The 20558-nt window shown below is 42.3% G+C and carries 14 protein-coding genes; 7 read left to right on the top strand and 7 right to left on the bottom strand.

Annotated elements, in window-relative coordinates; genetic code table 11:
* Positions 1-7 precede the first annotated feature (7 nt).
* Both BUC20_RS08605 and BUC20_RS08610 read left to right on the top strand, forming a co-directional pair.
* Complete coding sequence (locus tag BUC20_RS08605) at positions 8-793, top strand: polysaccharide deacetylase family protein (RefSeq protein WP_073230014.1); 786 nt, start codon at positions 8-10, stop codon at positions 791-793.
* Positions 794-798: 5 nt separating this feature from the next.
* Entirely contained in the window at positions 799-1677 is an 879-nt protein-coding gene (locus tag BUC20_RS08610; RefSeq protein WP_234994483.1) for a lysylphosphatidylglycerol synthase transmembrane domain-containing protein, read from the top strand.
* A gap of 116 nt (positions 1678-1793) precedes the next feature.
* Here BUC20_RS08610 and BUC20_RS08615 read toward each other — a convergent pair whose 3' ends face one another.
* The 5 genes from BUC20_RS08615 to BUC20_RS08635 form a co-directional block, all read right to left on the bottom strand.
* Positions 1794-2855: an alkaline phosphatase gene (locus tag BUC20_RS08615; RefSeq protein ID WP_073230016.1), complete on the bottom strand. Its 1062-nt coding sequence runs from the start codon at positions 2853-2855 to the stop codon at positions 1794-1796.
* Positions 2856-2870: 15 nt separating this feature from the next.
* Positions 2871-4364, bottom strand: coding sequence for a RagB/SusD family nutrient uptake outer membrane protein (locus BUC20_RS08620; RefSeq protein ID WP_159441073.1), 1494 nt, complete (start codon positions 4362-4364; stop codon positions 2871-2873).
* A 25-nt stretch (positions 4365-4389) separates the two neighbouring features.
* On the bottom strand, positions 4390-7464 hold the full coding sequence (locus BUC20_RS08625; protein ID WP_159441074.1) for a SusC/RagA family TonB-linked outer membrane protein: 3075 nt from the start codon (positions 7462-7464) through the stop codon (positions 4390-4392).
* Positions 7465-7572: 108 nt separating this feature from the next.
* Positions 7573-8622 (bottom strand): FecR family protein, encoded by a 1050-nt coding sequence (locus tag BUC20_RS08630; RefSeq protein ID WP_073230022.1) that lies wholly within the window; start codon positions 8620-8622, stop codon positions 7573-7575.
* Positions 8623-8679: 57 nt separating this feature from the next.
* Positions 8680-9258 carry a sigma-70 family RNA polymerase sigma factor gene (locus BUC20_RS08635; RefSeq protein ID WP_159441075.1) on the bottom strand — a complete coding sequence of 193 codons (579 nt, stop codon included), beginning with the start codon at positions 9256-9258 and terminating at the stop codon, positions 8680-8682.
* Positions 9259-9563: 305 nt separating this feature from the next.
* On the opposite strand from BUC20_RS08635, the gene BUC20_RS08640 reads away from it, so the two are divergent.
* On the top strand, positions 9564-12641 hold the full coding sequence (locus BUC20_RS08640; protein WP_073230030.1) for a DUF6493 family protein: 3078 nt from the start codon (positions 9564-9566) through the stop codon (positions 12639-12641).
* Positions 12642-12647: 6 nt separating this feature from the next.
* A complete protein-coding gene (locus BUC20_RS08645) occupies positions 12648-13973 on the top strand; it encodes an SWIM zinc finger family protein (RefSeq protein ID WP_073230032.1) in 1326 nt (441 codons plus the stop codon).
* Between the two features lie 32 nt (positions 13974-14005).
* Here the strand turns inward: BUC20_RS08645 and BUC20_RS08650 are convergent, their stop codons facing one another.
* Complete coding sequence (locus BUC20_RS08650; protein ID WP_073230034.1) at positions 14006-14602, bottom strand: hypothetical protein; 597 nt, start codon at positions 14600-14602, stop codon at positions 14006-14008.
* 100 nt (positions 14603-14702) lie between these two features.
* Complete coding sequence (locus BUC20_RS08655) at positions 14703-15686, bottom strand: MBL fold metallo-hydrolase (RefSeq protein WP_073230035.1); 984 nt, start codon at positions 15684-15686, stop codon at positions 14703-14705.
* 298 nt (positions 15687-15984) lie between these two features.
* Between BUC20_RS08655 and BUC20_RS08660 the strand changes: the two genes are divergently transcribed.
* The 3 genes from BUC20_RS08660 to BUC20_RS08670 all read left to right on the top strand — a co-directional run bounded on the left by BUC20_RS08660 (position 15985) and on the right by BUC20_RS08670 (position 20497).
* On the top strand, positions 15985-17754 hold the full coding sequence (locus BUC20_RS08660; RefSeq protein ID WP_073230037.1) for a right-handed parallel beta-helix repeat-containing protein: 1770 nt from the start codon (positions 15985-15987) through the stop codon (positions 17752-17754).
* A gap of 21 nt (positions 17755-17775) precedes the next feature.
* Positions 17776-19254 carry an SGNH/GDSL hydrolase family protein gene (locus BUC20_RS08665; protein ID WP_073230039.1) on the top strand — a complete coding sequence of 493 codons (1479 nt, stop codon included), beginning with the start codon at positions 17776-17778 and terminating at the stop codon, positions 19252-19254.
* A gap of 151 nt (positions 19255-19405) precedes the next feature.
* Positions 19406-20497 carry a hypothetical protein gene (locus tag BUC20_RS08670; RefSeq protein ID WP_073230041.1) on the top strand — a complete coding sequence of 364 codons (1092 nt, stop codon included), beginning with the start codon at positions 19406-19408 and terminating at the stop codon, positions 20495-20497.
* The last annotated feature ends 61 nt before the right edge of the window (positions 20498-20558 follow it).

Here is a 20558-nt window from a genome sequence, read left to right on the forward strand (position 1 = left end):
AAAACACGTGATACTACTTAGTTTCGATATTGAAGAGTTTGATATGCCCTTTGAATATCAAAAAGAGATCTCCTTTCAGGACCAGATGGATATATCAATTGCAGGGACAGAGGCGATATTGGATATATTGGAGCGTCATGGTGTAAAGGCAACTTTTTTCAGCACCGTAGTTTTTGCACAACATGCCTTGCCTACGATCCAGCGTTTACTGGCAGCAGGGCATGAACTGGCTTCTCATGGTTATTATCATTCTGACTTTAAGACGGAGCATCTCCGTTCTTCAAGAATTGAATTGGAAAAGATCATTCAGGCCCCGGTTCTTGGCTACAGGATGGCAAGGATGCAACCTACAGACGATCTGGAGATACAAAAGGCCGGATACCTGTACAATAGTTCCGTTAATCCAACCTGGTTGCCCGGTCGTTATAACAACCTGCATATCTCCAGAACCTATTTTAAGACAGATCAGGTCTTGCAAATCCCGGCTTCAGTAACGCCTTTAGTACGGTTCCCATTGTTCTGGTTATCTTTTCATAATCTTCCTTTATGGTTGTATGTGGCGCTGGCACGCTGGACAACAAAAGTAGACGGCTACCTGAATGTTTATTTCCATCCATGGGAATTTACAGATCTGGACGACAAAGAGCGATTTGGTTTTCCAGGCTATGTAAGGAAAAACACTGGTTCAAAAATGATCGGCAGGATGGACCAGTTTATCCATAAATTAAAACAGAAAAAAGCTGAATTTGTGACATTCTCTTCGTTTGTAAAGGCGGTATCCAAACCACAATAAGGGAGATGAAAATGCCGAAAAATCTTTTCTCCATTTTCAAAATCCTGATCAAGCTCCTGCTTACCGCTGGTGCTTTATATTGGGTGTTTTCGAATGTGGATACTAAAGCGCTGGGTGCTACACTTGCACAAGCTGACCCGATTATGCTGTTCGGATCTTTTATTGCGTTCTTCTTTTCGCAATTGTTTGCTTCCTCACGTGTCAGGACTTTCTTTGAATGTATTGGAATAGAACTTTCCGAATGGCTGAATTATAAATTGTATCTGCTGGGCATGTTTTACAATATGTTTCTTCCGGGAGGTATAGGTGGTGATGGATATAAGATCTTCCTGCTGCGGAAAGACTATGGCGTAGAAACCCGTAAGTTGGTCATGGCCGTTTTCATGGATAAGCTGAGTGGTTTGTGGGCGCTTACAATATTGCTGTTGGTCTTATTGTCTAATGTGTCAGGATTACCGGTACCGGCTTATTGGGCCTGGTTACTGATTGGCGCAGGAACTGCGGGATATTATTTAATGCTGAGGTTATGGTTTAAGCAATATAGCGGCTCTTTTGTGAAGATACATCTGAAAGCATTGGGTGGACAGACCTGTCAGTTGCTGTGCGCCTTGTTTATCCTTTATACTTTACGGGTGGAGGGAGCTTTGCTTCCCTATTTGTTGCTTTTTATGGCTTCGTCTTTATTGGCTTTGTTTCCTTTAACAATAGGAGGGCTGGGGGCGAGGGAACTGGTGTTTATGTATGGAGCTAAATATTTTGTACTTGACCCCCAGATCGCGATCACGATCAGTTTACTTTTCTATAGCATATCCGCATTGTCATCATTACCGGGTGCATATTTTGTTTTTCATACAAAAACACTGAGTAAGGATTATGTAGGTTAAGACCTTTTGGAGCATCAAAAAAATAGCGGGTATTCTGGTATTTCTAATAGCTGAATGCGACAGGAAACGCACCATTAAGGGTTGTTTCCTGTCGCATTGAGTTAAATGGGTTCTGACTATTTGAAGTTCATCAATTTCATGAATTTCGCAAAAATGGTATGGTTATCATAAATTCCCATAAAACTTTCAGCTCCGGGGCCAAAAGCAAATACAGGGACCATTACTCCGGTATGGTCGTCAGTAGAAAACTTACCACTGATTTCGCCTGTTTTCAGATTGCCATCGGTAATCGTTAATCCACCGGTTTCATGATCAGCGGTAACCACCACCAGGGTTTGGCCGTCTTTTTCTGCAAAATCAAGTGCTGCACCTATGGCCTGATCAAAGTCGATCAGTTCTTCGGTTACATAAGGCAGATCATTGGCATGTCCGCCATCATCAATCTTGGAGCCTTCGACCATCAGAAAAAAACCTTTAGAATTCTGTTTCAATATCGAAATGGCCGTTTTCTCTGTTTGTAACAGCTGATTTTTTCGCTGGGCTACCCGATCTTCCTTTACTAATCCGATCAGTTTACCGCTTTTGACCTGAACAATATCTGTGGTCGTAGATTTAAACTGGTATCCTTTTTTCTCCAGTTCGCTGATGAGGTTACGCCCGTCTTTTCTGTTGTTAAAGCGACTGGTCCCGGCACCGATGAGTACATCTAAATCTGACTGGACGTATGCTGCTGCAATCTCTTCAGAAAGGTCGCGGGAAGGCTGGTGCGCTGCGAAGGTTGCCGGGGTAGCATCGGTAACATCTGTAGTGACTACAATCCCGGTTGACAGCCCGTTTTTCTTTGCAATTTCCATGATGGTTGGCTTAGGTCTTTTCAGCGTATCTACTCCAATTGCACCATTGTAGGTCTTTTCGCCGATGGAAAAAGCAGTAGCTCCTGCCGCAGATTCGGTGATGTAATCACTGGCAGAATTGGTTTTAGAAAAACCGATACATTTAAAGCGTTCCAGGTTCAGTTTGCCTTTGTTGGCCGTAAGTCCGGCATAGATTTGCGTGGTACCCATACCATCCCCGATCATAAATATAATGTTCCTGATCTTTTTTGCCGAAGCAGGTTGATCTTGTGCATAACCGGAGATGCTGAAAAAGCATAGTGCAAGGACGAAGTATCTTTTCATATGACTAAAATAATATTAATATCCGGGATTTTGCTTAAGCACCCCGCGACTTAAATTAATCTGAGATTGTGGGACCGGAAACAATTCGTTGATGGTTGCTTTAAATTCCCGGCCTTTCTGATCGTTATATTTTTTAGCATAATCGCCAAGTACTTTTGCAGCTCTGTTGGTTCTGATCAGGTCAAAGAAACGAAATACCTCAGTTGCATATTCTACACGTTGTTCTTTCCAGATGGCTTCGCGAAGGAGTGTTTTATCCAGGGTGGTTACATCTGGTAAAATCTGTTCATTTCCTTCCCTTGCCCGTTTTCTGATTTCATTTAAAGTTTTCAAAGCTTCAGCAGCATGTCCATTTTCGTTTGCTGCTTCTGCATACCAAAGGAGGACATGTCCGAGACGGAATACATTCTGATCTTTACCTGAACTTTTTGGCTGATCCGGCATCTCATTTTTCAGGATCAGGTATTTTGTACACAGGTAGCCGGTAGGGCTTGTTCCTACATCGGCAATGGTGCCATCCGGTAAAACATCACCCGTTTTATAGACGGTTGCTTTTTTACGGGGATCCATAGGCTCAAAAGCATCCACCAGATCCTGGGTAGGGGCGTCATATCCCCAGCCATAAGAAAGCGGGCCTCTTGTTCTGCCATCTCCATCACCTGAACCTTCCTCATCATAGAAACGGGCATCATACTGGAAATTGATTTCAAAAATGCTTTCAGGGCCATATTCTCCGTCAATGGTGAAAAGGTGGTAGTAAACCGGATCCAGGCTGTATTTTCTGCTGTCAATGATTTTTTTTGTCCAGGTTTCTGTCTCTGTAAATTTTCCCTGCATGAGGTAAACCCTTGCCAATAATGCCTGAGCGGCACCCTTAGTCGCACGGCCATAATCTGCTTTATCCTGGGCATCTCTGCTGGGCAGGTTTGGTTCAGCTTCCAGTAAATCTTTTTCAATCTGATTGTAGATCTCCTGTTTTGAATTCCTTGGAATGTTATAGTCGCTGAGTTTTTCCTGAAGCATCAGCGGGACACCTCCAAAGATCTGTACGAGATTGAAATAGTAATATGCACGCAGAAATTTGCCTTCTGCCACATAAGTGTTTTTTGTGGTTTCATCCATACCTTGTACGAAAGGTGACTTTTCGACAACCAGATTGCTGGCATGAATGCCCTGATATAAAGTAGACCAGGCATTTTCAAAAAAAGGATTGGTAGAATTTGCTACGAAATACTCTACCTGGATCATATCCGGGTTGTCTCCACCGTTTGCACGGGTATCATCCGAACAGACATCTCCAAATACCCATCTGACATAACCCGGGTAATTGGTCCTATAGTTAGACTGTAAGGTTTTATAGGCAGCAATCAGACCCTGTCGGGCAGTAGCGGGAGTGGTAAAGAACGTAGCCGTTGTTTGTTTGCCCTGAGGATTGATTTCAAGCAACTTTTTACATCCGCAAAAAGTTAGAACAAACAGAAGGAGAAAAGTGGTAAGAAGGTGTTTCATCTCTTTATAATTTGATAGGTTAATTTTAAAAACTGACATTCAGACCTGCAGAAAAGGTACGTGGTCTTGGGTAGTACGCCCGGTCTATTCCTACATCAAGCGGATCTCCGTCATTGCCATCGCGCATGCCAACTTCAGGATCATATCCGTCGTATTTTGTAAAGGTGAGCAGGTTTTCGGCACCTAAGTAAAAGCGCAGCCTGCTCATGCCCAGTTTTTCCAATTTTGATTTGGGAAGGGAATAACCGATCTGCAAACTGTTAAGGCGTAGAAATGCGCCACTTTGAATCCAGCGGTTTGAAGGACGCATGTTGTTGTTGGGATCCAGGATGTTTACTCTGGGCTCTTTATTCCCCGAGCCCTCGCCGGTCCAGGACTGGAGTTTGTCCGGAGCATAGTAATTGGAGATACCCGATGAATTGGAACTGTGTTTCCAGGCGCTGTAAATTTGATTTCCTCCACGTCCGTTGATGCCAATGGCCAGGTCTATGTTTTTATAGAAGAGGTTTGCAGAAAAACCATAGGTGTATTTTGCCCATGGGCTTCCAATATAGGTCTGGTCTTTGTCATCAATCACTCCATCACCATTCAGGTCTTTAAAGCGGATGTCGCCAGGTGCAGCACCCGTTTGTTTTGCAGCCTGATTGATCTGCTGCTGGTTCTGGAAAATACCATCCGTCATATAGCCATAAAATGAACCGATCGGGTGGCCTACAGCTGTTTTGCTGACATCTACTCCGCTGCTGATTTCTCCTGCATAGAATGCGGCGCCATCATTGGTCAGGCTGGTCACCTCATTATGATTTAGGGCTAAATTGGCCGATAATTCATAGCTGAAATCATGATTTTTATTACTGCGGTAGCCTAAGGTAAACTCAAAGCCTTTGTTCAGTACATTTCCTCCATTTACAAAAGGAGCTTCCCGAACGCCTACAGAAGCGAGGATAGGCAATTGGATCAATATTCCTGTAGTCAACCGGTGATAGTAATCTGCGGTAAAGGTAATGCGGTTATCAAATAAGGAGGCATCAATACCAAAGTCTGTTTCCTTTGTGCTTTCCCATTTCAGGTCGTTGTTTCCGATACTGGATGGAGTGGCACCCAGGTAGATGATTTGTCCGTTTCCTGCACCAAAAGGATAGGGGATGTTCACTTTTAAGGTAGAAACAGTGGCGCTGGTAGATAGCGAACCTGCATTTCCGAGTGCTCCCCAGCCGCCACGCAGTTTGAGGTCGTTCAGAAAACTCAGGTTTTTTAAGAAAGGTTCATTGGATAAACGCCATCCCAGGGAAAAGGAAGGGAAAGTTCCAAAGCGGTTATTTGCACCAAACTTTGAAGAACCATCCCGGCGCAGATTCAGGGTAGCCAGGTAAGTGTTTTTGAATCCATAGTTGATACGGCCATAATAAGATACCATACCCCATTCATCACCTCCGCCACCAACAGACATCCCGGCAGAGGCAAGGTCAAGGTATTGAAGGGAAGGATTAAGCGCAGCATCCGCCGGTAAATTCTGTCCGTAGGCACTAATAAAGGATTCGTTGGAATGCTGACCAGTGAAACCAAGTAAACCTTCGATGCGGTGCTCACCGAAAGTACGGTTATAATTCAGGGTGTTTTCCCAGGCCCATTGGGTATGATTTGAGGCGGTTTCTTCCAGACTGCTTACATCTTCTTTCTGGGAGTTGCTGACGAAATAAACAGGGGTATAAGAACGTGAACGTCCATTGCCCACGGTAATGTTAAACTGGGATTTGAAATTCAGGCCTTTAAAAAGATCGGCCTGTCCATACACCGAACCGGCCAGTTGCCAGTCTTTTGCCAGGTGTTGTATGTTTTCTACTGCGGCTACAGGGTTGTAGGTATTGGCAAATGGGGATACGCCATAGCTTCCATCGGCATTTTTTACAGGAACAGTAGGTGACATTTGCAGTGCCGTGCTGATGATCCCCCTGGAATCGCTGTTGTAGTCTGAAACGCTGTTTTGAGTGGTATAGGCATAGTTAAAGTTCTCGCCAAACTTCAGCCATTTTTTCATTTGATGGGCAGAATTGAGAGAAAAGCTCAGTTTGCTGTAAGCTGTCCCGATCAGTGTTCCCTCCTGCTTTAAATAACTTCCGCTTAGGCGGTAAACATCTTCCCCTTTTCCACCAGATAAGGCAAGGCCATATCTGGTTATTGGCGCGCTGCGGAAAATGGCATCCTGCCAATCTGTTCCTTTCCTATAGCTTAAGGGATCTTTGAACGCCGGTTTTTGTCCGCCTGCTACCAATGCCTGATTGTAATATTGAGCATAGGTAGTGGCATCGGTCATTTCCAGTTTTTTATAAAGGGTTTGTACCCCTGTAAACACATTAAAATCGGTTTTCATTGCTCCGCTGTTTCCTTTCTTTGTGGTGACGAGCACCACACCGTTTGCCCCTCTGGAGCCATAGATTGCTGCTGCTGAGGCACTTTTCAGGATTTCTACGGATTTGATGTCCTGTGGGTCCAGGTTGTTGATGTTACTGAAAGGGTTGCCGTCTACCACATAAAGAGGGTCGCTGTTGTTGATCGTTCCAATCCCACGGACACGGATCATCATTCCTGCTCCCGGAGTTCCCGAATTATTGGAAACACTCAGACCGGCTACTTTGCCGGTCAGGGCCTGATCCAGGCTACCTATAGACCTGTTCTCAATCTGCTCGCCAGAGATAGAACCTACGGAGCCGGTGATGTCCCTCTTAGCCTGACTGCCATAGCCAACCACAACGATTTCGTTCAGTTGCTCGTTATTTCCTTCTAGTCTGACCAGAATGGAATTGGTTTCTTCGGATTTAACTACAAAGTTGCTTTCGGTATACTTTTTAAAACCTACTGAGGAGAAGGTAATGTCGTAACTGGCACCTGTTTTCAATCCGCTCAGCTGGAATTTTCCCTTGTCGTTGGTGATGGTGTTCCAGGTTTTCTGTACCCCATTTGTACTGGCTATTACAGTGACACCGGGAAGAATTTGTCCTTTGATATCGGTCACGAGCCCATTCAGGTGTCCATCGTTTTGTTGTGCCCTGATCGTTACTGTTGTGAAGAGCAGTAAACTGATCAGGAGTAGCTTAGTCATAAAAAATTGTGTCGGTTTCATTTTTACGCATTTGTTTGTTTAAAAATCTGGGCCATAACTTTCCATTACCTCAGGCGTTGTGGTGTACAGGTATGGTGGTTTGGCGAATTAATTTCCTGGTTTTCTGATGGTGATTTTGTTGTTTTGTTCTGTAAATTCCAGTCCGTTCATCGTACATAGGATATTCAGGATATCTTTCAGTTCGTCAGTAGGAAGTACTTTTCCTGTGAAAGAAAGCCCTTTCATGTCATCCTGATTAAACGAGATGTGGGTGTGGTAGTGCTTTTCTAAACCACTCAGGACTACTGACAGTTGTTCCTGTTTAAATTCAAGATTTGAAAGCGAAAGTTTTACCGGTGACTCAAGGTTTGCTGATGCTTGTTTTTTGCTGAGGGTCAACTGGCCATCTCTGTGGTTAACCTGTAACTGATCTCCCGGTTTAAGGTAAGTGTCTTTCATTTTGAATTTTCCATGTTCATCAGCATGTACGACCACCCGGCCTTCAATCAGTTTTACTGTCACATAGTTTTTTCTAAGGGTACTCATGTTAAAATGCGTTCCTAACGCGGTAGTTACAATCTGACCTGCATAGACAGAGAATGGGCGGGATGCATTTTTGGCGACTTTGAAATCTGCTTTTCCATGGAGTTGGATTTTCCTGGTTTTGAGTCCATAGTCGGCAGCATGATACAGCCTACTATTTGGTGAAAGCAGAACGATGGAACCATCTGGAAGGACAATCCGGATGTCCTTTTGCTGGTGGTTCGCATAATTCTTTCCTTCTACCTGTTTGCGGATGCTCAGCGTAGTTTTTGGTTCAGGCTGCGCTTCCTGATGGCGATAAATGACAAAGAAAGCTGCAAAGGCGATCAATAAGAAACAGGCTGCCCATTTTAACAGCGGACGAATGCTGAATTTAATGGCCTGGTTTTCTTTAGGACTGATCTTGAGTTGAAGCGTCTTTAAAATTCTCAGCGAAGATAGAGGGTCGATCTTTTGGGAGATGATTCCTGAAGCCAGCATTTCCTCATAATCAGCTTTTAACTGTTGCTGAAGAGCTGGCTCATTTTCTGAAAGTGATTGATTCAGGTCATTGAGGCCTTGCTGATCCAGTTCAGCTTTCCAAAATTTTTCTATGTTATCCTTTATATCTGCCATCTGATATAAATACGCGGGATCTTTGTTTTGGGGGTGCGGGGAGGTGTTATGAAATTATTAATAAAGTGTTAAAATTATGGCGAGGCCGATGGCCTGGTTTAAATGAGTTTTTGTGAGCACATATTCCCTGATGAATCTTTTTGAATGTTTCAGGTAATCTTTGACTGATGCGGTAGAGAGGCCGAGGATTTTTGCTACTTCTTCCTGTGATTTTCCTTCAAAATGGCAAAGCCTGAATACTTTTTGACGTTGAGGAGGCAATGCAACTACTGCTTCTTCCAGAATTTGTAGCTGAGATTCATAAACGGCTTCATTCAGAAAGATTTCTTCGGAAATGTCGTCATAAGCGTCGTAGTTTTCTACATATTCGACCGCTTCTTTGACTTTTTTTCTAAGGATGCTCAGCGATTTGTTGTAACTCACAATAAACAACCAGCCGCTTACAGACTTCTGTATATCGATTTTCATCCTGTTTTCCCAAAGGGAGAAAAAAACATCCTGCAAAATATCTTCTGCAATGGGTGCAGATTTTATAAGTTTGAAGATATTGGCATAGATGAGCTGATGATATTGTTCATAGATGCGGTCAAAAACCAGGGTATCTTCTTGAATGTCACCGATAAATAAACTGCTCATAAAAATCATCTATGTTTAGAACCCTGGTACCAATTCTCATTTGCGGCCAAATGTAGGGTCTTCGTATTAAGAAGAAGTTAAGTTCTGAGCTTATTATCCGGAATATAAAACTTAGGTGGTTCTTTTTAAAATAATAGATTAATTGCATCTTTAGGCAAATTCAAAGCGTAATGTTGAAATTTTTCCCATAGGTATTAATATAAAGGAAATTTTGGCAGATATACATTGATGGATGGAGATCTGAAGGCTTGAATTGATGGTTAAATTGTAAATCTTATTCATAAAAAAGGATATAGGGAAAAGGCATGAAAAAGCACCTTAAATATATTGATGGCAGCTCTGATAAATTCTGGCAAATAGAGGTAACGGATGCTGCATATACAGTGGTATATGGAAGAAACGGAACCAGTGGAACTTCGCAGACAAAATCATTTGGCAGTAATGAAGAATGCCTGAAAGCAGCGGAAAAACTATTGAATGAGAAGGTAAAGAAAGGATATTCTGAGGATGGAGAAGTGGTGGTTAGCCATACTGCGTCTAAAACTGCTAAAAGTTCTGGTGCGGGTATAGAACTGATACTTAAAGCATACGATGCTGTTGTGCTGTCAAAGGATCTGAGTGCATTGTTGCCTTTTTTAAAGGACAATGCCAAAGGAAACCTGGAAGCTTTAAAAAAGCACATCAGGAAAGCCAAAAAATATTGGATGGATTACATAGACCTCAGCAATGAACCTCAATTTAGAAAAGACAATTCGGCATGGGGAATAAGAGCGGAGGAGCGGCAATCTGACATCATTACCCTGAGTACGATTGCATTGTTCAACAAAACAGAAATCAACTCCTCGGATGAAGCGTTTGAAATGCTGAAAAGAATTGACGAACCTCTGGTGTTGGAGATATTAACCTGGGCAAAACCGGAATGGCTGACCAGCTTTTTGCTGGAAAGGTCTAAAAGAGATACCTGGAGAAGATATAACTATCAGCAATTACGCTTTTTAGAAGATCAATCCTTAGTCAGTTATGAACCGGAACTTTTCGCTTTAAGTCTTGCTTCTTTTAATGAATGGTTAACAAAAATTAAAACCAGAACCTATATCAATTATGTAATCAACGACAAGGTTGCTTACGAAAGGGATGTGCCGGAATTGTTCAATTATGAAACTGAACTTCATCAAGGATATTTCAGGGACAATGATAAGGAGGCCTATGATGCCCATAAGACCTGGGAAATTATTTACAGTTCTTTATTAACAGAAGGTAAATTAAAACGAAGTCATTTTATAGAACAGGGGATTTTAATCCAGACTAAAGAATGGAACAATGCCCTCAAATCTTTTTACCGCAAAAGGATCACCGAGATGAATCCTGTTGCGGAAGAGTTGCTGCCTTTACAGGAAAATCTTTTCGCAGGTTTACAATATGCTTATGCGCCTGTAGTCAACTTTGCCATGGAGTTGATTAAGAAGATTTACGAAGATCAGCAATTCAGTGTCCGTTCTTTTCTGGACTGGCTGGAGCCGGTGATGATGGCAACTGAGAATAAAACGGCGATTAAAGCTGCTTTTCCGATTTTAGAAAAATTGAATAAAGCCTATCCTGAACTCAATAAAAGGATCAGTGGTTTATTGGCTGATGTTTATGTGGTGCCGGATCTGAACTTACAGGAAAGGGCAACTAAGCTGCTCCTGAAAATTGCTGATGAAAAAGATCCTGAACTGAGTGAAAAGTTATCGTCCTATGTGAGTTTGATGCAAGGTAATATCAAAACCAGTTTGAATTCATTTCTAACTGAGGAGGTGTTAATCGCAGAGCCAGAGGAGGGGGAAACCTATCAGTACGAGCCCAAAAAAGAAAAAGTGCTGCTGGAAGAAATTGAACTACCGAAGGACTGGAATGACATCGTATTTTTGTTTGGGAAATTCATTGCTTCTGATGAAGTGGCGGATGGGGAAATATTGCTAAATACCTTTATTACCCAAAGACATTTATTTCCTGAGGACTATACTACACAGCTTCAGCCTTACGGGAAACAGATGGAAAAGAAATACTTTGAAGCAGTGTCTAAATCTGCAGTCAGTATTTTTCTGCAAATGAAGATCGAGGATTATAATTCCGATTATAAAGTCGTGAATGCTTATCAAAAAATCAAAACACTATTGCTCATTAATCCCTTTCTGGGTGCTGTGCAGAAAAAGATAAGTAACCAATCTTCCTTGCCCATGCTCTCCTTTCCCAGCCATCTTCCCCATTGGGTAGCGCCTAAGGTTTTACTGGAAAGACTGATCGCTTATAAAAAAGCGGGAGAGGAAATCGATAAGCTGGACCTGAGTATTGCCATCAGCAGAATGCCAAGAGAAAATACTGAAGCTGCTATTCCTTTGCTGGGGCAATTGGAGGGGGAGCTGAAAGACCTGATGGCATTTTGTTTGGGAGAAAGCAAAGCGCTTACCTTTAAGAAGCCCTCCCTGTTGGGTAAATTGCTGCCAAAGACAAATGAAGATCATATCAAAGCTGTTTGGGCAGTGGCAGCCAGAACTTATTATCCTGATGCCACCTTTCCGGAGTTTGAAGAAACCTACCTTAAGGACATTCCATTTGTAGTTGCTCCATTTAGTGCGACCTATACCTTTGAGGAGCGCTGGAATGAATTTACAAATTATCAAACTAACCAAAAAGAGCGTTCTGCATCCTGGTACGAACTGAATTTCCATATTCCCGGATATAAGAATATGCCTGATTATTTTTTATATGGCTTAGACCTGTTTGGCCGGAAACACGAATGGAGATACATGATGAATATTGAAGGTAATGTGTATTACTGGCAGAGTCTGATGCCACAAAATCCGGATGCATTGGCCTATTTTCTATTGCGTTCATCCTGTATAACTGCCAGTGGTGGCGGAGCGGAGCTGAAAGGCTTTCTAAATGTGGTGAACCGGGAAGAGTTTGCGTTTTCTGATACGACAATGCTGGTCTTTGCCTGCACGTTCTTTCAGGATAAAAAAGACATCCGTCTGATGTCCGGAGAAGTACTGATCAATCTGATTGAGAAACGGAGTATTGACCTGAACTTGTTTGCAGAAAAGCTGGCTTTTCTGGCATCCAATAAATATGGTCCTTTTTTAAGATTGGTGGAATGTCTGGCCATGTTAAAAAATGTTTCTCCGGTACACAATTCTGCTTTTCTACAGTTGCTGGAGAGGTTGTTTACAGGTATGGATATTCAGGAAAAGCTACCGGTTAACTTTAAAAAACTGGTAGAGCATTATGTTGATCTTCTTTACAAAACCAATCAAAAGCCTTCGGCAGTTGTGGCTACAGTATTTGAGCAGCTGAAAGATAACCCAGCATTGAAATCTTTGGTAAAACAAATTTTAAAATAGACAAGAATGACCGATTTACAATATCAATATAGCGGAGTTTCGACTTATACCCAGGTTAAGGGGGTGAACAGCCTTGTTTTAGCGCACCAGACTGAAATTGAAGCAGTGAACAATATCCCCTGTTTTTTCTGGGGTACACTGACTGATCCTTATGTCACTGCAAAATGCTGGAGTACCATTGCCAAGGTGGTTCGTTCCAGTTTCGGACCAATACCGCCAAGTTTGCGGGACCCAATTGTTTCTGCAGGGACAGAAAGGATCCGGTTTGAAGGTTTTTCATCCTGCAATGGGGTGTATGTGAGGCTAGACATGAAACCTGAATCCATAGATGGGGAATTCCTTGCAAACGGAACAACCAATGTCGATTTTAATGAACCCATGTTAAATGCGCTGAACAGCATTCAGAAGAATGAAAAGGTAACATTAGCGGTTGGGCAGCAGGATGTACAGGTCATTACGGCAAAGGCTAAAATAACCGAGAAGAAGGTCACCTTGCCTATGCGCTGGATAAAAGGATTGACAAGCGTACAGTTATACCTGGCTGATATGGACCTGAAGTTTGAACTGAATAAGATTCAGACGATACAGCTTTTTCAAACTTTACCAAAGGGAGCTGTAAAAGGTGATTTCTTTATCACCAAAAGAGCCGGGAAGTTTATGTTCTCTACACTCATGACTACCGATGCGGTACGTATTGGGGGGATACACAGGCTGCGTTTGCTGGATGGGGTTCTGGCCATATCAGAAAAGATTTTCATCTACGAATCTACAGATAAGCAGACTTGTGCAATAGTTTGTGAATTTGGTAAAATGCAACTAATGATGGCTTTTTCTCCGGATGCCTACCGTGGGTTTTCAGGAGAGGGCAAAGCTTTGGAACAAATGACAGAAAATGTTCCGGTAGAATGGGTTTACGGACTGAACAGTCTTTTGAAATCGAATGAGACTTTTGATCCTACTTTATTGTCCATAGAACATGATATTGATTTTGGAACGATGGATCAGCTGACATCAAGTTTGTCTTCGATTGGTTTATTGGGCTATGACCTGATGGGACGTCATCATTTTTACCGGCAACTTCCTTTTAAAACAGAGCGGATCCTCAGTTTAAATCCGAGATTGAAAAATGCGAAAAAGCTGATTGATAATGAAGATGTTCAGATTATAAGAAGAGAAGAAGGTTATATTGAAGCAACTGTAAAGGGAACCGGAGTACAACATAAGGTCGTGATGGATCAACAGGGGGATCGCTGTACCTGTGAATGGTTTACCGCTTATCAGGGGAAAAGAGGGATTTGTAAACACATACTTGCCCTGAAAATGATCATCTAGTTTTTCTCATCCCGGTAAGATGCACATTTGCATTAACTCTTCTTATTGGGAATAACCGATGACAGGCTGTTTCCTCTGATCATAATCGTACTGGCCTTTTTAAGGTTTTCTTTTGATCTTGTAGTGATCTTAATGATGTCAAATTTCATTTGAGTATTCTTGAACGAGGCAAAGCTATCGGAAGCAGAGACCTGTATACTCAGAATGTATTTTTCATCAATCTTTTGATGACTATCCTTGATTAATTTATCATCTATTAAATAGAGGGCAATTGGATTTGAAGATTTAACGTACTTATTTTTTACCTCCTGAAGAGTAAGGAACTTGAAATTACCTGGCTTTTTTGTCGTTATAAGAATCTTTGAAGATTTTTTGTCAACATCGAAAGTAAGAATCTCATCAGGATTTAGATAGGATATATCCGCAATCTCACCAACATGGATATTATCAATGTAGCACTGAACCGGAGGATTAGTATGAATATAATTTGGGCTCGTATGATCCGGGCTCTTAGTCGCATTGTCATAAGAAACACGGATGGTGTCTGTCTTATTTGCAGATGTGCTTTTTAACTGAGCAAATGTGTTTATGGTAAATGAGCAAAGTGCAACGATAAGAAACGCTTTCATAATCAGTGATTTAGGTGTTGCATAAATGTAATGATTTTTTTATCATAAAAGGTCGGTTTCTTTTATCGCTGGATGGTACAGGTAGACCTGAAAATATCACTTAATCCGGCAAAACAAATACTTCAGGGACCAGTTCATAGGCGTCGCCTTTTTTGCGGACATGTCCTAATCCAGGCCATGGCAGATGATAGGCGAAAATTCTTTGTTTCTTTATCGCGAGCTCTTCCAATACCTTTCTTCTGGTGCTGATGGCCAGATCAAAGTCTGTATCTCCGAAGAATCCCCATTCAGGATGAGGAATCACAAGGACATCTGAGTGGACAAGGTCCGCTACATTGACCAATTCTTCCAAACCCGAAAAAACAGTACAGACAGTGTGTCCGGGGGTATGCCCGGGAGTCAGTTGTAACCTGATACAATCAAAAAGAGTTTCTTTATCATCAAACAGATGAAGCCTGTCTTTTATCATGGGAATAATTTTATGTGCTACGGAAACCACCGATTCCACCATTTGGGTACTCAACTTACTTTTTGAAAAATCAGGATGACTGGATGCCCAGAACTTGTTTTCAATTTTTGATAAATAGACCTGCGCATTCTTAAAGATCAATCCACCATCTTTATTGATTAATCCGCCAATATGATCAGGATGTGCATGACTGATCACAATGTCTGTTACCTGCGAGGGATCGATTCCTGCTTCGGCGAGCGACTGAGGCAGCCATCCGGATACATTTCCTTCGGAAATTCCGGTTCCGGTGTCTATGAGGATTAACTTGTCTTTTTTTCTGATCACCAATACATTGATACTCAGGTCTACTTCTTTTACCGAACGGAAATTACTTTTTAGCTCTTCTGCCACTTTCGCAGAATCAATCATAGGTGCAAAGAAAGGTTGAACAGGGCTAAGCGGTATATGTCCGTCAGTGACAATTGTGAGTTCCAATTCGCCTAGTGCAAAACGGTGAAAACTCTTTTTAAGATGGCCAGAGGCCAGCGGTTGATCCGCAAATAATCTTTTATAAGGGATTAATGATGCAATTCCCAATAATGCAGTATTTCTTAGAAAAATTCTTCTTTCCATATCGTTTTCTTGTAAACCTAGACAATTGAAAAGATCACATCAAGTACGTACAAGAAAGTAACCTAGGTACTAAAAACATACTTATACAGAGAATCAGTGCTTTATAAATAAAATATATCTGTTGTTCAGCAGGTAAGTTGAGGACGGCTATATGGCAGAGGAATCAAAATAAAGTTAACTCCGGTTTTGGGAGCGCTCCCTGAAACTGGGAACGCTCCCAATTTCGTTTCCTGCTGATTTTCATTGCTTTATTGTCATTTGGATGATAGATTTAGGTTGAGCCAAATATAAAATCTAGATGATGATGAAAGTTTTACGTTATGTACTGGGCATGTCCCTGTTCTTTTATACCGGTATTTGCTATGCTGCAAATCCTGATGAGCTGAAAACAGATACCACACTGACTAAAGCCGGATTTTTTAATGTGAGGGATTATGGTGCGCTTGGTAATGGGACTACAAATGATGGCCCAGCAATTCAAAGGGCTATTGATTCTGCTGCTGCAAAAGGTGGGGGAGTGGTGATATTTCCATCCGGAAGGTATTGCCTGGCTGCTTCATTAATTCCAAAGAGTAACATCACCATGAAAGGCAATGGATTGGGGGCTGTGATCATGGCCACCACAAGTTTTGGTTCTGCTATCGGACAGCCGAAGGCAAACCTATCAAATTTTATGGTTTCGGACCTTACTTTTGAAGGTGGGGTGATCGATGAAGGTGTCTTTCCAAGACGTGCCAGGAACTATACCCCTTCCTTTAGCTCTGCAATTGCCATGACCGGCGACAGGAAGCCGGGGGGATCCTTTCCGCGCATTCAGAATATCATCGTGAAAAACTGTAATATATTAAAAACAAGACAACTGCCTGTGATTTTTCATGGGGTAAGTAATGGAGTAATGGTGACTGGCTGTTATTTTGAAAACTGTCTTGATCCTGGATTTACCTGGTGTGAGTCAGTACAGTTTATTGGAAATAATACAAAAAAAGGTGCTGATAATGGTGTGTCTGTCAGCAGGCAATGTGAAAAAGTAGTGATTGCAAATAATATATTTGATGACGTGGCCTATTGGGGAATCTGGTGTTCTGGTTTTGTGGATACGCCAAGCAATACTGCAGAGCCGGGGCCCGATACTTTTAGCATCACCGGAAACGTAATCAGGCGCTCTGGTTTCGGTGGGATCGCCCTGTTGAATGGTCCCCGTTTCGGGACGGTAAGTGGAAATACGATTGACACAGTGTTTAACGGGCCAACCGATGCAAGGAATAAATCGCAGGGCAGAGGGATTGTAGTTTCTTCGTTTTCGGCAAATGGAGCAGTGATACAGGAAGCGAGAGACATTGTGATCTCAAATAATCTTCTTCGTGATGTTGCCCGGGGTGGGATTTCTCTTACCGGAGCTTCAGATATCCTGATCACAGGTAACTCTTTCATTAATATCGGTGCAACAGATACTACAGTAACCAAGACAGATTTCAATTCCGGGGTGTATACTTATACTACGGGTGTGCCGGGCGAGGAGATCAAACGCATTGGCATTGTTGGCAATTCATTCGTAGATACCAGAGCTATCCCTTTATCTAATTATGCATATCCACCTGCAGTCAGGATAAGTAAAGACTCTTATCAGAAAAACAATACGATGATCGGATACCGGCAGCCTCTGGCAGAGAAACTGGTGGTTGGAGGTAATGGAGATCCGGACCAATCGGTAACCATCAATGCAAAATCCGGTACTTTGAGAGAGTTGCTTTTTCAGACCGCGGGATTGAGAAGGTGGGACATCAGGGTGAATAATGTAGCTGAAGCAGGAGCGCAGGCGGGCTCTGATTTCTTAATTATCAGAAGAAATGATGATGGAACTGTGGCTGGTAATCCGATTACCATTACCCGTTCAGATGGTGCAATGAAGCTGGCAGAGCCGACCGGAAAACTTGGTTTTTTTGGTCAGACACCGATTGTTAAGTACAATGCGATTCCAAATACAACAGGTGCTACACTTTCTGCTCTGGAAGAGGAGCTGAATAAATTGAAAGCTTTGGTAAGAGCCTATGGTTTGATGACTCCTTAATGTTCATTCAAATTGATTAAGATGAGAAAACATTTTCAATTCAGTTGCTTGGTATTCATCATCCTGGGTTATGCCTGCTCAGGCGCTGCTCAATCTGTGCCACAAAAAGATCAGGAAAGGGATCGGTTGATTGCCGCAAGTCAGGCTGGTGCAATGCCATTATTTTTTGATATTGCCGCACTGAACGGACCAGAGGTATTGCCGGGTGATTTTAAAAACGGGAACGAGTTTTTGCTGAGAGGTGGTTTGCCTAATTTTTTTGATAAGCTGAAGCATAAAAAAAGTGGGAACATCGGGTATCTGGGAGGGAGCATTACCCGGGCCGGCAATATGTATAGAGTACAGTCTGCAAAATACATCCAAAGCATGTTTCCGGGATCGAAGTTACAAGGAATTAATGCAGGTGTTTCCGGGACAGGGACTGATTTAGGGGCTTGTCGTTTGTATGATCAGCTTTTAAAATACCATCCGGATCTGGTGTTTGTTGAATTCGCGGTTAACCAGGCTTTTCCGGATGGAATGGAGGGCATCATCCGTCAGATTATAAAGTACGACCCCACCATAGATATTTGCATTTTATACACCATTTATGAGGGACAGGCAAAGTATTATGCAGAAGGCAAAGTGCCTCCAAATATTGCTGCTTTGGAACGTATTGCCGCACACTATAACCTCCCATCGATACATATGGGTTTGCAGGCTGGGATATTGGAAGCGGAAGGGAAGCTGCTTTGGAAAGCTGGCCAGGTGCTGAGTCAGGAACGCAGTCAGGTGCCCGGTCAGAAACACAACCCGACGCTAAGTCCGGGACAACTGATCTTTAGTCAGGATGGTGTGCATCCTTCCGAAGCAGGAGGAAGCCTGTATGCCGGTGCAATTGCCAGGGCGATGGAAAAAATGAAAGAAAATGATCAGCCTAAAGCCCACGTGATGCCTGCTGGTTTAATTGCTGACCATTGGGAGGATGCAACGATGTATGCGCCAAAGGAAATTGCAACCTTTAGCCGGGAATGGTCCTCAGTTGATCCCAATGAAATTGATCAGTTCAGGCAATTTTCAGGTTGGTTTCCTTATGTGATGAAAGCGGATCAGCCTGGTGCTTCTTTTACCTTTAAGTTTCAGGGAGAAATGTTTGGTTTTTTTGATATCGGTGGTCCGGAATCGGGGCAGCTCATCGTTGAGCTGGACGGTAAAAAGGTGAAGCTGAATCCAGGCAGATTTCCACATATGGGAAAGGCGGTACCAGAGGGGGAAGCCGAAGTTGCTGTGCTGAACAGGTTCAATTCATTTTGTAATAACCGATACCGGGGGCAATATCATATCATTGAGGTTGAGCCAGGTACACATGAAGTAAGGTTGTCCATCTCTCCTGTGATTCCTGATAAAAGAAAGATTTTAGGTGAAAAACAATTGGATGATATCACCCAACATCCTGAAAAATACAACAGGACTGCAGCATATATTGGCAAGATATTGCTCAGAGGAAAAATGATCAGGTGAAAAATTGCGGAAATGGACTAAGAAGCTGCGCATAACTGGCTTAAGTTCTCACTTATTGATTCTGGTGGACATTTTATTAATTATCAGTTATCTTGCAGTAGAAAAGATCTGGCAGGAATACCGTAGATCAGATCATAAATAATTGAGCAATATGTACATCAGGCACCTGTTTTTAGTTTTTTTTCTTTTGATCAGTATTGCGGTATTTGCGAACATGGGACAACCCTACCGGGAGGGCTCCAGTCACTCCCTTTTATTTTTTGGGAAGGAATTGGAAGTTTCTGCTGAATCTATAAAAATCAAAGTTATTTCGGATGATACCATACAAGAATCCGCATATTATGCTACTCAATATGAGATTTCTTATGAAGTAAGTTCAGGGCAGGCCCGCCTTTTACCATTGTTGTTTATTGCAATAGGTTTAGAAGATAAACCCTTGATTAAAATAAACGGGAAAATCGTGAATGCTGCGGATGTTAAGGCGGCAATGAAAAAAGGTGATCCTAAGTTTTACCCCTTTCTTAAACCTCATGATGGTGATGATGTCGGTGTATTTTACGAAAAAGGGAAGGAAGAAATCGTAAACGTCAATAGCCTGGTTTATTTTGAAGCCGATTTAAAAAAAGGAAAAAATACGATTACTGTTGCTTATAAAGCAGTTATGGGTTATAATACTTATGGTTTTTACAGGAGTCTGGATATTGATTACGCTTTATTTCCTTCTAAGTACTGGGCATCCTTTGGACCAATAAAAATTGACCTGGAGTTACCTGAAGAACTTCGTTTGGAAAGCGCTTCTGTAGGGGAAGCCCGCAAAAATAAAAACATTTATTCCTGGACGCTAAACAAGCTCCCTGAGCAGGATTTGAAAATTGTAATCATCCCTGTGTTTTCTTTGCTGTCGAAGGTGTTGTTGGCCATCAGTCCATTAGGTTTGGCAACGATAGGTTTCTCAGGCCTTTTTTACCTGCATTTTTTAGCGCTTAAAAAGCGTAAACAAGCGATGAAAACCGGTTTTAACTGGGTGCTGACGCTTGGGATAGTTTTTGTTCCCGTCTTGTTTTACGTTTTCTTTTTACTCGCTTACGATCTAATCGACTGGAGTTTAGCTAAGCATTCCTTGGGCAGGCATGGTTATGTATTTTTAGTGGTACTGAGCTTACCATTATTCTGGGTGGTTTACTGGGTGCTGATGTTATGGCTCAATAGCCGGATATTGACCAGTGCAGAACAGGGTAAATAAGGAGCAATTGTCCTGTCCGTATCCCTATAATTGGGTATATTTCGTTAATCCTAGGATAAAA

The organism is Pedobacter caeni, assembly GCF_900129215.1.
Taxonomy (GTDB): domain Bacteria; phylum Bacteroidota; class Bacteroidia; order Sphingobacteriales; family Sphingobacteriaceae; genus Pedobacter; species Pedobacter caeni.

Excerpts from the sequence above, each read along its gene's own strand:
- BUC20_RS08610 (WP_234994483.1), top strand. The coding sequence starts at position 799 with ATGAAAATGCCGAAAAATCTTTTCTCCATTTTCAAAATCCTGATCAAG.
- BUC20_RS08615 (WP_073230016.1), bottom strand. The coding sequence starts at position 2,855 with ATGAAAAGATACTTCGTCCTTGCACTATGCTTTTTCAGCATCTCCGGT.
- BUC20_RS08620 (WP_159441073.1), bottom strand. The coding sequence starts at position 4,364 with ATGAAACACCTTCTTACCACTTTTCTCCTTCTGTTTGTTCTAACTTTT.
- BUC20_RS08625 (WP_159441074.1), bottom strand. The coding sequence starts at position 7,464 with ATGACTAAGCTACTCCTGATCAGTTTACTGCTCTTCACAACAGTAACG.
- BUC20_RS08630 (WP_073230022.1), bottom strand. The coding sequence starts at position 8,622 with ATGGCAGATATAAAGGATAACATAGAAAAATTTTGGAAAGCTGAACTG.
- BUC20_RS08635 (WP_159441075.1), bottom strand. The coding sequence starts at position 9,258 with ATGAGCAGTTTATTTATCGGTGACATTCAAGAAGATACCCTGGTTTTT.
- BUC20_RS08640 (WP_073230030.1), top strand. The coding sequence starts at position 9,564 with ATGAAAAAGCACCTTAAATATATTGATGGCAGCTCTGATAAATTCTGG.
- BUC20_RS08645 (WP_073230032.1), top strand. The coding sequence starts at position 12,648 with ATGACCGATTTACAATATCAATATAGCGGAGTTTCGACTTATACCCAG.
- BUC20_RS08650 (WP_073230034.1), bottom strand. The coding sequence starts at position 14,602 with ATGAAAGCGTTTCTTATCGTTGCACTTTGCTCATTTACCATAAACACA.
- BUC20_RS08655 (WP_073230035.1), bottom strand. The coding sequence starts at position 15,686 with ATGGAAAGAAGAATTTTTCTAAGAAATACTGCATTATTGGGAATTGCA.
- BUC20_RS08660 (WP_073230037.1), top strand. The coding sequence starts at position 15,985 with ATGATGATGAAAGTTTTACGTTATGTACTGGGCATGTCCCTGTTCTTT.
- BUC20_RS08665 (WP_073230039.1), top strand. The coding sequence starts at position 17,776 with ATGAGAAAACATTTTCAATTCAGTTGCTTGGTATTCATCATCCTGGGT.
- BUC20_RS08670 (WP_073230041.1), top strand. The coding sequence starts at position 19,406 with ATGTACATCAGGCACCTGTTTTTAGTTTTTTTTCTTTTGATCAGTATT.